The organism is Streptomyces sp. x-19, from assembly GCF_046549115.1.
Classification (GTDB): domain Bacteria; phylum Actinomycetota; class Actinomycetes; order Streptomycetales; family Streptomycetaceae; genus Streptomyces; species Streptomyces albulus_C.
In genome coordinates this window covers 173,395-188,245 of sequence record NZ_JAJPWK010000003.1, presented here as the reverse complement: position 1 = coordinate 188,245, position 14,851 = coordinate 173,395, and the positions used below count along the sequence as shown (strand labels likewise).

The 14,851-nt window shown below is 73.8% G+C and carries 12 protein-coding genes; 5 read left to right on the top strand and 7 right to left on the bottom strand.

All coding sequences use genetic code 11. From position 1 onward, the window contains the following. The first annotated feature begins 226 nt into the window (after positions 1-226). Together pls and ACLJT4_RS09490 are read left to right on the top strand one after the other, a co-directional pair. The gene (gene pls, locus ACLJT4_RS09495; RefSeq protein WP_411121864.1) at positions 227-4,186 is read left to right on the top strand and encodes an epsilon-poly-L-lysine synthase Pls; all 3,960 of its coding nucleotides are present in this window, start codon (positions 227-229) and stop codon (positions 4,184-4,186) included. Next, positions 4,183-5,586, top strand: a complete 1,404-nt coding sequence (locus tag ACLJT4_RS09490; protein WP_411121863.1) for a M1 family metallopeptidase — start codon at positions 4,183-4,185, stop codon at positions 5,584-5,586. The genes pls and ACLJT4_RS09490 overlap by 4 nt, the downstream gene beginning before the upstream one ends. Before the next feature lie 56 nt (positions 5,587-5,642). On the opposite strand, the gene ACLJT4_RS09485 is transcribed toward ACLJT4_RS09490, so the two are convergent. The 5 genes from ACLJT4_RS09485 to ACLJT4_RS09465 form a co-directional block, all read right to left on the bottom strand. Continuing rightward, complete coding sequence (locus ACLJT4_RS09485; protein ID WP_411121862.1) at positions 5,643-6,314, bottom strand: class I SAM-dependent methyltransferase; 672 nt, start codon at positions 6,312-6,314, stop codon at positions 5,643-5,645. Between the two features lie 105 nt (positions 6,315-6,419). Next, on the bottom strand, positions 6,420-6,902 hold the full coding sequence (locus ACLJT4_RS09480) for a DUF5709 domain-containing protein (RefSeq protein ID WP_411121861.1): 483 nt from the start codon (positions 6,900-6,902) through the stop codon (positions 6,420-6,422). Positions 6,903-6,982: 80 nt separating this feature from the next. Further along, a complete protein-coding gene (locus ACLJT4_RS09475) occupies positions 6,983-7,399 on the bottom strand; it encodes a DUF2795 domain-containing protein (RefSeq protein WP_411121860.1) in 417 nt (138 codons plus the stop codon). A gap of 157 nt (positions 7,400-7,556) precedes the next feature. Further along, entirely contained in the window at positions 7,557-8,996 is a 1,440-nt protein-coding gene (locus tag ACLJT4_RS09470; protein ID WP_411121859.1) for an MFS transporter, read from the bottom strand. Beyond that, positions 8,993-9,940: a nucleoside hydrolase gene (locus ACLJT4_RS09465; protein WP_411121858.1), complete on the bottom strand. Its 948-nt coding sequence runs from the start codon at positions 9,938-9,940 to the stop codon at positions 8,993-8,995. Before ACLJT4_RS09465 ends, ACLJT4_RS09470 begins: the two co-directional genes overlap by 4 nt. A 291-nt stretch (positions 9,941-10,231) precedes the next feature. Between ACLJT4_RS09465 and ACLJT4_RS09460 the strand changes: the two genes are divergently transcribed. The 3 genes from ACLJT4_RS09460 to ACLJT4_RS09450 all read left to right on the top strand — a co-directional run bounded on the left by ACLJT4_RS09460 (position 10,232) and on the right by ACLJT4_RS09450 (position 13,008). Continuing rightward, positions 10,232-11,275: a LacI family DNA-binding transcriptional regulator gene (locus ACLJT4_RS09460; protein ID WP_411121857.1), complete on the top strand. Its 1,044-nt coding sequence runs from the start codon at positions 10,232-10,234 to the stop codon at positions 11,273-11,275. A gap of 83 nt (positions 11,276-11,358) precedes the next feature. Then, positions 11,359-11,874, top strand: coding sequence for a lytic polysaccharide monooxygenase auxiliary activity family 9 protein (locus ACLJT4_RS09455; protein ID WP_233656704.1), 516 nt, complete (start codon positions 11,359-11,361; stop codon positions 11,872-11,874). A gap of 186 nt (positions 11,875-12,060) precedes the next feature. Further along, positions 12,061-13,008, top strand: a complete 948-nt coding sequence (locus tag ACLJT4_RS09450; protein ID WP_411121856.1) for a hypothetical protein — start codon at positions 12,061-12,063, stop codon at positions 13,006-13,008. Positions 13,009-13,219: 211 nt separating this feature from the next. Here ACLJT4_RS09450 and ACLJT4_RS09445 read toward each other — a convergent pair whose 3' ends face one another. Next, the gene (locus tag ACLJT4_RS09445; protein ID WP_411121855.1) at positions 13,220-13,624 is read right to left on the bottom strand and encodes a DUF779 domain-containing protein; all 405 of its coding nucleotides are present in this window, start codon (positions 13,622-13,624) and stop codon (positions 13,220-13,222) included. A 171-nt stretch (positions 13,625-13,795) separates the two neighbouring features. Continuing rightward, a complete protein-coding gene (locus ACLJT4_RS09440) occupies positions 13,796-14,722 on the bottom strand; it encodes an aminoglycoside phosphotransferase family protein (protein ID WP_411121854.1) in 927 nt (308 codons plus the stop codon). Between the last annotated feature and the right edge of the window lie 129 nt (positions 14,723-14,851).

Below are 14,851 nucleotides of genomic sequence, written 5' to 3'. Positions count from 1 at the left end.
GCCGAAAACAATCCCCGGCCGGAGTCAATTCTTTCCCACGCCGTGGTCAGGCGCCGCGGCCGCTTTCCCGGCGCTGCCTGCCCAAGCGCCCGATGGCCGCATTCACAGCACGTTCGAATTGCGGAACAGATCGCCCGGCAGGCGAACCCCCTGCCTGAGCAGCGACATCTCTAGGGGCGAACGTCCGAGGGTCATCCACCCACCGGCACCGAACAGAGGCATATCGATGTCGTCGCCCCTTCTCGAATCGTCCTTCGAGCCGTCCGAACCAGTGCCCCAACGGGCCCTGTACCGCACCGCCGGCACCCCGGCCCCGCGGACCCTGCTCGACGTGCTCGATGCCACCGCCGCCGCACATCCCCAGGCGATCGCCCTCGACACGGGCTCCGAGGCGCTCACCTACCGCGACCTGTGTATCGAGATCGAACGCCGCGCACGGCAGCTCAGGGACCGTGGCATCGGTCCCGGCGACCGGGTCGGAGTCCGCGTCCCCTCCGGGACCGCCGAGCTGTACCTGTCCATCCTCGCCGTCCTGCGCAGCGGAGCGGCCTACGTGCCGGTCGACGCCGACGACCCCGACGAGCGGGCCGCCACCGTCTTCCGTGAGGCCGCCGTCTGCGCCGTCCTCGGCCCCGACGGCCCGCTGCCCGGCCCGGCCCGGCCCCTCGGCGACCCGCGTTCCGCGGGCCCCCACGACGACGCCTGGATCATCTTCACTTCGGGTTCGACCGGCGCGCCCAAGGGCGTGGCGGTCAGCCACCGCTCCGCCGCCGCCTTCGTCGACGCCGAGGCCGCCCTGTTCTGCCAGGACCGGCCGTTGGGCCCCGGCGACCGGGTGCTGGCCGGGCTGTCCGTCGCCTTCGACGCCTCCTGCGAGGAGATGTGGCTCGCCTGGCGGTACGGCGCCTGCCTGGTGCCCGCACCCCGCGCGCTGGTCCGGGCCGGCCACGAACTCGGCCCCTGGCTCGTCGAGCGCGGCATCACCGTCGTCTCCACCGTGCCCACCCTCGCCGCGCTCTGGCCGGACGAGGCGATGCGCCGGGTCCGCCTGCTGATCGTCGGCGGCGAATCCTGCCCGGCCGGGCTCGTCGACCGCTTCGCCGGACCCGGCCGCGAGATGTGGAACACCTACGGCCCGACCGAGACCACCGTCGTCGCCTGCGCCGCCCGCCTGCTGCCGGGCGAGCCGGTCCGCATCGGCCTGCCCCTGGAGGGCTGGCAGCTCGCCGTCGTCGACCGCACCGGGCAGCCGGTGCCCTTCGGCGCCGAGGGCGAACTGCTGATCAGCGGCGTCGGCACGGCCCGCTACCTCGACCCCGCCAAGGACGCCGAACGGTTCCGGCCCGATGACGCCCTGGGGGCCGCCCGCGTCTACCGCACCGGAGACCTGGTCCGGGCCGAACCCGAGGGCCTGCTCTTCGTCGGCCGCGCCGACGACCAGATCAAACTCGGCGGCCGGCGCATCGAGCTGGGCGAGATCGACGCCGCCCTGGCCGCCCTGCCCGGCGTCCGCGGGGCCGCCGCGGCCGTCCAGACGACGCCGGCCGGCACCCAGGTGCTGGTCGGCTACGTCGTTCCCGAGCAGCGCACCGCCGACGGTTCCAGCTTCCAGCAGGACAAGGCCCGCGCACTGCTCCAGGAACGCCTGCCCGCGCAGTTGGTCCCGGTCCTCGCGGAGGTCGAGTCCCTGCCCACCCGGACCTCCGGCAAGGTCGACCGCAAGGCGCTGCCCTGGCCGCTGCCGTCCGCCCCGGTCGACTCCGCCACCGGCGATCCGGCCGCGGCGCTGGACGGCACCACCGCCCGGCTCGCCGGGATCTGGCAGGAACTCCTCGGCGTCCGGCCCGGCCCGGACAGCGACTTCGTCTCCCTCGGCGGCACCAGCCTGGTCGCCGCCCGCATGGCGTCCCAGCTCCGCATCCACCACCCCGGCGTCTCGGTCGCCGACCTCTACCGCCACCCGGTGCTGCGCGACATGGCCGAGCACCTCGACTCGCTCGGCGGCCCGGTGGACGAGGTCCGCCCGGTCCGCCCCGTCCCGCGCCGCACCGGACTCGTCCAACTCCTCGTCCAGACCGGCCTGTACGGCATCGCCGGCCTGCGCGGGCTGGTCGGGCTCGCGCTCGCGGACAATGTCCTCGGCCTGCTCGCCCCACAGGTCTGGGCCCCGCACACCGCGTGGTGGCTGATCGTCGTCGGCTGGGTGGTGCTCTACAGCGCCCCGATGCGCTGCGCCCTCGGCGCACTGGCCGCCCGCACGCTCGCCGGCACCATCAAGCCCGGCGCCTACCCGCGCGGCGGCGCCACCCACCTGCGCCTGTGGACCGCCGAACGCGTCGTCGCCGCCTTCGGCGTCGCCTCCCTGCTCGGCACCCCCTGGGCGCGGCTCTACGCCCGGAGCCTGGGCTGCACCACCGGGCGGAACGTGGCGCTGCACACCATGCCGCCGGTCACCGGCCTCGCCGAACTCGGCGACGGCTGCAGCGTCGAACCCGAGGCCGACATCTCCGGCTGGTGGCTCGACGGCGACACCCTGCACATCGGCGCGGTCCGGATCGGCGCCGGCGCCCGCGTCGCCCACCGCAGCATGCTGATGCCCGGCGCCGTCGTCGGTCAGGGCGCCGAACTCGCCTCCGGCGCCTGCCTGAACGGTGAGATCCCCGACGGCGCCTCGTGGTCCGGCTCCCCGGCCCGCCCGGCCGGCGCCGCCGAGCGGATGGCCGGCGCCGCCTGGCCCGCCCCCGCCTGGCAGCGCTCGCGCCGCTGGAGCGCCGCCTACGGACTGGCCCTGCTGGGCCTGCCGCTGCTGGCCCTGCTGTCCACCGCGCCCGCCCTGGTCGGCGCGTACTTCCTGCTCCGCGACAGCGGCACCCTCGCCACCGCCGCGCTCCGCCTGCTGCTGGCCGTTCCGGTCTTCACGCTCCTGACCACCGGCTGCTCCCTCCTCGTCACCGCCGCCGTGGTGCGCCTCCTCGGCCGCGGCATCACGCCGGGGCTGCACCCCGCGAGTGGTGGCGTCGCCTGGCGCGCCTGGTTGGTGACCCGCCTCCTGGACGGCGCTCGCGGCAGCCTCTTCCCGCTCTACGCCAGCCTCGGCACCCCGCACTGGCTGCGGCTGCTCGGCGCCAAGGTCGGCCGGCACGCGGAGATCTCCACCGTGCTGCCGCTGCCCTCCCTGCTGCACGTCGAGGACGGCGCGTTCCTCGCCGACGACACCCTGGTGGCGCCCTTCGAACTCCGCGGCGGTTGGCTGCGGTTGGGGACTGTCCGGATCGGCCGCCGGGCCTTCGTCGGCAACTCCGGCATCGTCGACCCCGGCCACGACGTGCCCGACCACAGCCTGGTCGGCGTGCTCTCCAACGCCCCCGCCGACGGCGAGCCCGGCTCGTCCTGGCTGGGCCGGCCCGCCATGCCGCTGCCCCGGGTGGCGACCCAGGCCGACCCGACGCGCACCTTCGCACCGCCGCGCAAGCTGGTCCGGGCCCGTGCCGCCGTCGAGCTGTGCCGGGTGCTGCCGCTGATGTGCGGCCTGGCGCTCGCCGAGGGCGTGTTCCTCACCGAGCAGGACGCCTTCGCCCAGGGCGGCCTCGGTCTCGCCGCACTGGTCGGCGCCCCGCTGCTGCTGGCCTCGGGCCTCGTGGCGCTGCTCGTCACCACCCTCGCGAAGTGGCTGCTGGTCGGCCGCTTCACGGTGAGCGAGCACCCCCTGTGGTCGTCGTTCGTGTGGCGCAACGAGCTCTACGACACCTTCGTCGAATCGCTCGCCGTGCCGTCGATGGCCGGCGCGTTCACCGGCACCCCGGTCCTGAACTGGTGGCTGCGCACCCTCGGCGCCAAGATCGGGCGCGGGGTCTGGTTGGAGAGCTACTGGCTGCCGGAGACCGACCTGATCACCGTCGCCGACGGCGTCAGCGTCAACCGCGGCTGCGTCCTGCAGACCCACCTCTTCCACGACCGGATCATGCGGCTGGACACCGTCCGCCTCGCCGAGGGCTCCTCGCTCGGCCCGCACGGCATCGTGCTCCCCGGTACCGAGGTCGGGGCGCGCGCCTCGATCGCACCGTCGTCCCTGGTCATGCGCGGCGAGAGCGTCCCGGCCCACACCCGGTGGGCCGGCAACCCGATCGCCGGCGAACGCCCCACGCGCCCCGTCCCGGCACGCGCGGAGGGAGGTGCGGCCGCGTGACCCGATGCAGTCGGCGCGCCCTGATCCGGGGCGCCGCCCTGCTCCCGTTCGCCGCGACGGTCGCGGACGGCCCCGCCGGGCCGCGCCCGGCCCGCTACTTCCCGCGGCACGGCACCTACGCCCACGACACCGTCTCGTACGACCTGCACCTGGACTACCGCCCGGCCGACGGCGGCCTCGACGGGCGGGCGCGCATCGAGGCGGTGGCCAACGAGCCCCTGGACCGGGTGGAGTTGGACCTCTCCCGGCTCACCGCGCACACCGCCATGATCGACGGGGTCCGGGTCCGCGCCCGCCAGCAGAACGGGAAGCTGTACCTGGCCGCCCCGCACCCGCTCGCCACCGGCGCGCGGTTCACGGTGGACGTCGGCTACCGCGGTCGGCCCCGGCCGGTGCGCTCCCCGTTCGGCCCGATCGGCTGGGACCGCACCGGCGATCCGCACGACGGGACCATGGTCGCCTCCCAGCCGCTGGGCGCCCCGTCGTGGTTCCCCTGCAACGACCGCCCCGACGACAAGGCGGCCTTCACCTTCCGGATCGGCGTCCCGCACGGCCAGCACGCCCTCGCCAACGGCACGTTGCTCGAACGCCGCCGCAGTGGCCACCGCGAGTGCTGGACCTACCACCACCCCGGCCCGATGGCCCCGTACCTCGCCGCGCTCTACACCGGCCGGTTCCGCCACGACAGCGGCACCGCCCAACTCGGCCCGGGCCACCCGACGATCGCGCTGCACAACTCCTACCCGGCCCGGATGGCCGAGGACGCCGCGCACGACCTGGCCCGCCAGCCCGAGATGCTCCGGGCGTTCAGCGGCCACTTCGGGCGCTACCCGTTCGAGGCGTACGGGGCGGTGGTCGTCGACGCCGAACTCGCCGCCCCGGTCGAGAACCAGACCCGGTCGGTGTTCGGCAGCAACCACATCGACGGGGCCCGCGGCGCCGAAACCCTGGTGGCCCACGAGATCGCGCACCAGTGGTACGGCAACAGCGTCAGTCTGCGCGACTGGCGCGACATCTGGCTCAACGAGGGCTTCGCCACCTACGCGGAGTGGCTGTGGTCCGAGCACATCGGCGAGGACTCCGCCGACGAGATCGCCCGCCGGGAGTGGCGTTCGCTGCGCGACCGCCCCCAGGACCTGCGGGTCGCCGACCCCGGCCAGCGCCGGATCTTCGACGACCGGATCTACGTCCGCGGCGCCTGCACGCTGCACGCGCTGCGTCGGGCCGTCGGCGACGACCGGTTCTTCGCGGTGCTGCGCGGCTGGCACGGCGAGCACCGCGGCGCCAGCGCCGACACCGCGGCGTTCGTCGCCCACGCCGAACGCTGCGCCGGGCACCCGGTCCGCCCGCTGCTGCACACCTGGCTGTACGACAAGCCGCTGCCCGCGCTCGCGGCCTGAGCGCTCCGCGTGCCCGGTGGCGGACGGATCCCCGTCCGCCACCGGGCACGGCCGGTTCAGTGGCGGCGCCGCACCTTCAGCGCCGTGTCGATCCGTTCGAGCGGCTGCCCGTCGGGGCCGTCCTGCATCCGCGTGAACTCCTCGCTGAGCTGCACCTCCCACGCGTCGGCGGGTAGCTCCAGCGCCGCCAGCACCTCGTCGGTCGTGGGGAACTCGTCCACCGGGTGGCCGTGGCCGTGGCCGTGCTCGTGGCCGTGGTCGTGCTGCCACGGCGGCGGGCCGGCGTGCCCGACGATCAGGAGCACCCCGCCCGGCGCCACCGCGGCCACCGCGGTGCGCAGGATGCGCTCCCGGAGGACCTCGCCGGGGTTGTGCAGGAACTGCGCGGAGACCAGGTCGTAGCTGCCCTCCGGGAAGGACAGCGACAGGTCCCGCCGCTGCCAGTCGATGCGGTCGGCCACCCCGGCCGCGGCCGCCTGTTCGGCCGCCCGGCCCAGGGCCACCCCCGACACGTCGACGGCGGTGACCCGCCAGCCCTGCGTGGCCAGCCAGATCGCGTCCGCCCCCTCGCCGCAGCCCAGTTCCAGCGCGGTGCCCGGGGCCCGGTCGCTGACCTCGCGGACCAGCGTCGCGTTGGGGTTCCCGCTCCAGATCCGGTCGCGCTCGGCGTACCGGGCGTCCCAGAACTCCTCGTCGGGGACCGTGGTGCTGCCGTTGCCGTGGTTCATGGTGGTGCACTCCTCTTGGTCCGGTGACGGCAAAGCCTCGGCCGTACCTCGGCCATCCGGCAAAGTCCGTTGCCGATACCGCAACGAATCGGAGGGAGCCCCCGTTTAAAGTTCGCCCTCGACCGCCCCGCCCACGTCATGGGCGACGTGCACCGCGGCCTCCTCGGCGGACGCCGCGCCCCCGTCGACGCCGACGTCGCGGGCGACGACGTCGTTGCTGCCGCCACCGCGCCAGAACCCCTCGTCGAAGCTGACGATCCGCCCGGCACGCTCCTCGCCGACCTGGTCGTCGTAGGGCTCGCCGGCGCCGCCCGGCAGGTCGCCGATGCCGTCGCCGTCCGGCGCGCAGACGTCCGGCAGTTCGAGGGAGAGCCGGTGCGCCAGCGATTCGCGGTCGTGCTGCTCCTGCGCGGTGGTCCCCTCGTGGTTCACCACGAACGGGCGCTCCGGCGGCGAATACCCGGTGTCCAGCGCCTCGTCGAGCCCCGGCTCGTCCAGGGCGTCCTCCATGTCGAGGTCGTTGGGATTGTCCTGCGGATCGAATCTGGGCGGCTGGTAGACCTCGTCGCCCATGGCGTCGTCGGACATTGCCGCCCTCCTCTTCTCCTCCGCGTGGACGGTGCGTGCGCCCTTCGTGGCCATTGTCCGCCACCGCGGGCCGCTCGGCCTCAGGAGCGCCGGTCCTCGGTCCCCAGCCCGAGCGACTCGGCGATGCCCTGCACGTTGGCGTACCGGTGGTGGGCCGGCAGTCGCTCCGCCATCGAGACCAGCAGGTCGGGCGCGTGGTTGCGGCGCAGGGCGCGCAGGACGTCGTTGCGCTCGGCCGGGTAGACGCTGCGCCCGAGGTACTGCGCGAGTTCGGAGCGCAGTCCCACGTCGCGCTCGGACATGCCGTGCGGCGTGCCGCCGCGGTAGACGCTCTCCGGCGACGGCGCCGCCGTCGGCTGGTCCTCGCCGGCCGGCTCCAGCTCGCGGTTCTCGTCCGTGCGCAGTGAGCGGTCCAAGGTCAGCTGGCCCCGAAGCTGCTTCTTCATCATGTCGTCCCGGGCGGGACCGGTCTTGTCCATGCCGTGTTCCATGACCATGGCTGCCTCCGTTGCCTCCGGTTCCAGTCTCCCCGTTCCCCCCGCCCTGACAACACGGCGCCCGCCCGCCCCACGTGCCGCCCGTGGCCCGGACACGGAACCGCCCGCCGCCCCGGGTTTCCGGGGGCGGCGGGCGGGCGGCGGGCGGCCCGCGCCGTCAGCCGGTGGCCTCGGCGGCCGTCGGCTTCGGGATCAGGAACGACGACGCGATGGCGAGCGCCAGGATGACCACCCCGGCGATCATGCCGGCGGTGTAGCCGCCGGCCGCGGTCGGGTCGGCCGGCGTCAGCGCGGTCTTCACGGCGTAGAGCGCGGCGAAGCTCAGGCCCGCGCCGAGGTTGAAGGCGCCGGCGTTGAGCCCGGGCAGGAAGCCGGGGTTCTCACTCGGCGAGAGGACGATGCCCAGCCCGTTGAGGACGATGTTGGCCACGCCCGCGTAGGTGATGCCCACCAGCAACGAGGTCACCAGCAGCAACACGTGCGACTGGCTGTGCATGGTCAGCAGCATCAGCACCACCGACCCCACGGCCCCGACGAGGCCCAGCCGCAGGATCCGGCCGTAGCCGAAGGTCGCGGCCAGTCGGCCGGCCACCGGCCCCATCGCCAACCCGGCGAGCGCGTACGGCGACAGCGTCCACCAGGCGGACTGCTCGGCGGTCATCCCCAGTCCGGCCTGGGCGTCCTGGGCGAAGGCCGGGATCAGGCCGTTCATCACCGCGAACACGCCGGTCATGGTCAGCACCGTGGTCAGCAGCAGCGACCAGGTGGCCCGCTGCCTGAGGTGGTGGGTGGCGACCAGCGGCTGCCCGCTGCGGTTCTCGGTCCGCCAGAACAGCGCGAACGCGGCGGCGGCCACGACGACCAGCACGGCGATCATCGCCCAGTTGGCGGCGGCCAGCTTGCCCGCCTCGTTCAGCGCGATCAGCAGTGCACCGACCGAGACGACCAGCAGCGCCACGCCGGGCCAGTCCATCCTGGACGCGGCGGCGGCCTTGGACTCCGGGGTCAGGGTGGCCACCAGGACGGTCGCCAGGGCCGCGACGCCCGCCATCGCCCAGAAGACCGACTGGAAGCCGTGGTGGTCGGCGAGGTAGCCGCCGGCCAGCGAGTCGACGCCGGCGATGCCTCCGTTGACGGCGGTGATCACGCCCAGCAGGGTGCCGTACTTCTTGGGCTCCTTGACCTCGACCCGGAGCATGATCAGGCACAGCGGCACGACCGGCCCGCTCACGCCCTGGATGATCCGCCCGGCGAACAGCATCGGGATGCTCGTCGACAGCGCGGCGACCACGCAGCCGACGGCCATCAGGACGAGCATGCCGGCCAGCACCCGGCGCCGGCCGAGGACGTCGCCCAGGCGCGGCAGGAACAGCGAGAACAGCGCCGCGGAGGTGAAGAACGCGGTCTGGGTCATGCCCACTTCGGCGGAGCTGGCACCGAGCGAGTCCTCGATGCTCTTCAGCGCCGGGCTGAGCATGCTGGCGTTGAGCTGGAAGGCGAAGCACGCCACCAGCAGGGCGGTGACCAGCACGCCGATCCGTACGCCGGATCCGCGGCCGGAGACCTCGGTGGAACGCGGTGTGGTGGAGACGTTCATGCCCGGCCTTCGCCGATCCGCTCCAGGGCGTCCACCACGAGGTTCCAGAAGCGCTCGTGGTCCAGCTTGACCGCGACCTGGGTGTGGCAGTCCGCCGGCGCCGGCGCCCGGAAGTCGGTCACCGTCATGCCCAGGGTCAGCGCGCCGCGCAGCTCGATGTCGACCGGCGCCTTGCGGACGGTCATCACGCCCGGGTCGATGACGTACGCCACCGCGCAGGGGTCGTGCACCGGCGGGTGGTCGAAGCCCTGGTTCTCCCGGTACGCCTCGCGGAAGAAGTCGAGCAGCTCCAGCACGAACCGGGCCGGCGCGGTGCCCACCGCGGCGATCTTCGCCTCGACCTCGGGGGTGGCCAGGGCCTGGTGCGTGAGGTCCAGACCGACCATGGTGACCGGCCACTTCTCGTTGAAGACGATGTGCGCGGCCTCGGGGTCGATGATGATGTTGAACTCGGCGACCGCGCTCCAGTTGCCCTCGTGGTAGCCGCCGCCCATCAGGACGACCTCGCGCACCCGCTCGGCGATCCGCGGCTCCTTGCGCACGGCCATGGCGATGTTGGTCAGCCCGGCCGTGGGGACGATGGTGATCTCGCCCGGCTCGTGGGACATCACGGTGTCGATGATCAGGTCGACGGCGTGCCGGCGGTCCAGCTCGAAGGCGGGCTCGGGCAGGTCCGGCCCGTCGAGGCCGGTCTCGCCGTGGATGTCGGGGGCGGTCTCGATGGACCGCACCAGCGGCCGCGGGTTGCCCGCGGCGAACGGCACGCCGGTGATCCCGGCGATCGTCGCCACCGACAGCGCGTTGCGGGTCACCTTCTCCAGCGTCTGGTTCCCGACCACGGTCGTCACGGCGACCAGTTCGACGTCGGGATTGCCGTGGGCCAGGAGCATGGCGATCGCGTCGTCGTGCCCCGGGTCGCAGTCGAGGATGATCTTTCTGGCCAACGGAAGAGCCCCTTTGCTCTGCGGAACGGTGAAGCGGGGTGAACTCGATCTCTGGGGCGCGCCGCAACAGGCCACTACCTCGGGAAAACGTTCTCCGGAAATTTCGCTCATGTTGCGCGGAGATGTCAATGAATCGTCAACGAAGTGTGAGGCAGACGACCCGTCTACCCGCTGGTTTCGAAGGGCACAGAGCTGGTACGCCTGTGTACCGGCGGTGATAACGATTGCCGCCGATGTCCGGGACAGTGCGGTGCGCAGGGCCGCCGTTCCGTAGTGGAAGGGCACACCGTCGTGGCCGAAGTGACCTTGCGGGACGTCGCCCGGGCGGCGGGCTGCTCCGTCGCCACCGTCTCCCGCGTGCTGGCCGGTACCCGCCCGGTCGGCGCCGAGACGTCCCGCGCCGTACGGGCCGCGGCCGACCGGCTCGGCTACCGCCCCAACGAGGTCGCCCGGGCCCTGCGCAGCCGCTCCACCGGCACCGTCGGCCTGGTCCTGCCACAGATCACCAACCCCTTCTTCCCCTCCCTCGTACGGGAGTTGGAACACGCCCTGCACGCCGAGGGCCGGGCGGTCCTGCTCGCCGACTGCGACGACGACCCGGCGACCGAAGCCAACCGGATCGCCGCCCTGTTGGACCGCCGGGTGGACGCCCTGCTGCTCATCCCGGTCGACGAGCGGCGCAGCCGGGACGCGGTGGCCACCGCCGCGGCGCGGGTGCCGCTGGTCCTGCTGGACCGTGGCTGCGGCCCCGGCGTGGCCGATTCGGTCGCGGTCGACAACGCGGCCGGGATGGCGCTCGTCCTGGACCACCTCGCCGCCACCGGCCGCCGCCGCCCCTGCTTCCTCGGCGCCGCCGGGACCGCCTCCGCCGCGGTCGAACGGCACGCGGCCTACGCGGCGGGGGCGGCCGTCCTCGACCCGGCCGCGCCGCGGCGCACGGTGCTCGGCGACTTCTCCGTGGAGTGGGGCCGGGCCGCCGTCGACCGGATCTGGCCGGCCCGGCCGGACGCGGTGGTCTGCGCCAACGACCTGATCGCGGCCGGTGCCCTGCAACGCCTGCGGCAACTGGGCGCCGACGTCCCCGGCGAGGTCGCGGTCACCGGTTTCGACGACGTCCCGCTGGCCGGGCTGGCCGACCCGGCGCTCACCACCGTCCGCCAGCCGGTGGCCGAACTGGCCGCCGAGGCCGCCCGGTTGCTCGCGCACCGCCCCGCCGCGGCCTCGATCCCCGGCCCGCGGCGACCGGTCCGTACCGTCCGGCTCGCCCCGGAATTGGTGGTACGGGGGTCCAGTGCGCCGGCCGGCGGGGCCGATGACCCGCGCGCGACCCCTTGACCGTACGCGGTCAGCGCGTTAAGTCTAGACCAATTGCTCGGCACGCCCTCGCGTCAACCACCCCCCTACGCGAAAGGGTTGACATGAACAAGAAGAGAAGGCTGGCCCTCGCCATAGGCGCCGGCATCGCCCCCCTCCTCGTCGTCAGTCTGCCGGTCAGCCCGGCCAGCGCCCACGGGTACGTCTCCTCGCCGCCCAGCCGGCAGGCCCAGTGCGCCGCCGGCACCATCGACTGCGGCCCGATCAAGTGGGAGCCGCAGAGCGTCGAAGGCCCCAAGGGGCTGACGAGTTGCAGCGGCGGCAACAGCCAGTTCGCCGACCTCGACGACGACTCCAAGCCGTGGAAGGTCACCCCGATCAGCAGCAGCCAGACCTTCACCTGGCGCTTCACGGCCCGGCACGCCACCAGCAACTGGCAGTACTTCGCCAACGGCCAGAAGGTCGCCGAAATCAACGGCAACGGTGCCCAGCCGCCGGCCGAGGTCTCCCACACCGTCAACTTCGGCAACGTCAAGGGCAAGCAGAAGATCCTCGCGGTGTGGAACATCGCCGACACCGCCAACGCCTTCTACGCCTGCATCGACGTCAACATCGGCTAGCGGCGTCCCCGCGGATTCCGCTTCCGCTCCGCTCCCCTCCGCCCCCCGTCGTTCCCCCTCCGCTCACCGTCCCCGCCGTCGCCCCGTGTCCCGTCCCAGGACGCGGGGCGACGCCGCGGTCAGGGGCACCCGTTACGATCGGCGCATTCAAGGGCCGATGCGGGTGGCCGCAGCCGGGAGGACGAGATGGGTCTGTTCCGCCGAGGACCGAAGCGGGATCCCCGCGAGCTCGCACGCGACGAGGAGTTCAGCTTCTTCTCCGAGCGGGAGGGGAGCGTCTTCAGATCCCAGGTCCGGCAGGCGTTCGCCGAGCGCGGCCTGGAGGTCACGGCGTACGCCGGCGCGGTCACCGACTCGGGCGGCCGCCAGTTCGGCCTGGGCAACCTGGCCGCCGTCTGCCACCGCGACCGGCGCGGCGAGCGCAGCTGGCCCATGCTCATCCGCGACCACGTCGGCAAGGTGCTGCGCACCATGGACGGCCCGCAGCCGCTGGAGATCCTCTCCCACGACGAGATCCGCGCCTGCCTCTACCCGCGGATCGTCGCCCAGGAGACCCTGCCCGCCTCCGACTCCTTCCACTACGGCCACGAACCGGCCCCCGGACTGTGCGAGGTGCTCGCCCTCGACCTGCCCGAGGCCGTCCAGATGCTCAGCGCGGACTCCCTCGCCGACCTCGGGGACGTGGCCGAGCTGCGGATCCGGGCCATGAACAACCTGCGCGCCCTGCCGGTCGAGGGGCACGAGACGGTGCGCCGCGGGGACGGCTCGGCCTTCGAGGTGCTGCTCGGCGACTCCTTCTTCACCGCGAGCCGGGTGCTCGTCCTCGACGACCTGGTCGAGCGCCTCACGGGCACCGCCCTCACCCGCGACGGTGCCCTGGTCGCCCTGCCCTTCCGCCACCAGCTGGCGTTCCACCGCATCCACGACGCCCAGGTCATTCCGGCGCTCCAGGCCATGGCCCAGTTCGCCGCGGCCGGGCACGAGGACGCGGCGGGCGCGATCAGCCCCCGGGTGTTCTGGTGGCGCCGCGGGATGATGACCCCGCTGAGCGAACCGGACGGCGACGGCCTGCGGGTGGTGGTCGACATGGAGTTCCAGGACATGTTGGAGCGCCTGGTCCAGGACGAGCCGTAGCGGCTCCGGGCGGCCGGCCGGAGCCGGCCCGCTCCCGTCCGCCCGACATCCGTCCACCCGAACTCCGCCCGAAAACTCCGCCCGAGAAATCCGTCCGAGAAATCCGCGCCGGACGGGAACCCCGCCGGTCCGCGGCCCGTTCTACTCAGTGAGGCCCCGCGTTCTCCCCCGTACGCGGGGCCTCACTACGTCCGCCGCCGCGCGGGCCGCCTCATCCGCCGAGCTGCGCCCGTTCCTCGTCGGTGAAGAGCCGGGAGCGGATCAGGAAGCGCACGCCCTCCGGTGCCTCCAGTGAGAAGCCGCTGCCCCGGCCCGGTACGACGTCCACCGTCAGATGGGTGTGCCGCCAGCGGGCGTACTGGTCCGCGGACATCCAGAAGCCCACCGGCTCCGGCACGCCGTCCACCACCAACTTCTCCAACAGCACGTCCGACGCGCCGGTGCGGAACTCCCCGGCCGGATAGCACATCGGCGCGCTCCCGTCGCAGCAGCCGCCGGACTGGTGGAACATCAGCGGCCCGTGCTGGGCGCGCAGCGACCGCAACAGCGCGGCGGCGCCGTCGGTGAGCGCGATCCGCGCGGCGCCTCCCGGGAGGCCGGTCCCTCGGTCGTCCATCTGTCGCCCCTTCGTCGGCCGGTCACGGTGGGCGCGGTTCCCCTGCCGGGCGGGGGAGTGCCCCGCCCGGCAGCATGGCAGAAGCCCGCCGCGCCACGGAATACGGCGGCTCACGGCGCCCGGCCACCGGTAGGGCGCGCCGCCGCCTCACCGGTGGCCGAGCGTCCCGTGCTACATCCGGTGCGCCAGCAGCGCGTCGGCGATGGCGACCTGGGCCGGGTCCAGCGCGGACTCGCCGTCCTCGACGTCCCACAGGGCGTTCTGCAGCACCCGGCCGAGCGTCCAGCCCGCGGCCCGTTCCCGATCCAGGCCGACGACCTCGGTCAGCAGGTCGAAGCGGCGCAGCACCGCGCCCGGCACGTCGCCGGTGGCCACCACGTCGTCCCACCGGTTGCGGAGGGCGGGCAGCAACTCGAAGCCGGGGTCGCCGGCCAGCGGCTCCGGATCGATGGCCAGCCAGGGTTCGCGCTGCCCGGCCAGCACGTTGTCGTAGTGCAGGTCCCAGTGCAACAGTCGGTCCCCGCCGGCGCCGAGCAGGTCGGTGACGGCGACCGCACAGGTGCGCACGAGTTCCCGTTCGGCGGGGTCGCGGAGCGCGGGGACGGCCTGCGGTGTCCGGTCGACCATGGCGCCGGCGAGGTCGGTGAGCCGGCGCAGCCCGGCCGGCGCGGGCACCGCCACCAACCGTGCCAGCAGCGCGGCCAGGATCCGCAGCGCTTCGGTGTCGTCGGGCAGGGCCGACAGCGGTCGGCCGGCGTCCAGCCGTTCCAGCAACTGGGTGGCGCTCGGCGCGTCGTGGTCGAGCAGCCGCACGATGCCGTCGCCCCGCCAGGCCCGCAGGCCCGCCGCGGCGCCGGTGTTCTCCTCCCGCGGCTGTTGGAGCTTGAGCGCGGCCGGCGTGCTGTCCGCCTGCCGCACCGGCAGGACGAGCGAGGCCATGCCGAACCGGGCGGGGCCGTCCGGTCGCAGTGCCCAGCGGTCCAGGAACTCGGCGCCCAGCGCGGGCAGCGTGGCGAGCCAGGCGCGCTCCGAGGCGCCGTGCGCACCGTAGGACGTCAAGAACGCCTCGGGGACGTCGATCAGGGCCGACGTGGTCATGGGGAATCTCCTTCGTGGATCCGGATCCGGCGTGCGGTGCGGGAACGAAGGAGTCGGCGGGGGTGCCCGGGCTGCGGGCGCGCGTCAAAGCATGCGTCCACCCTAACGCCGCCGGTCGCGGGAGCGCCC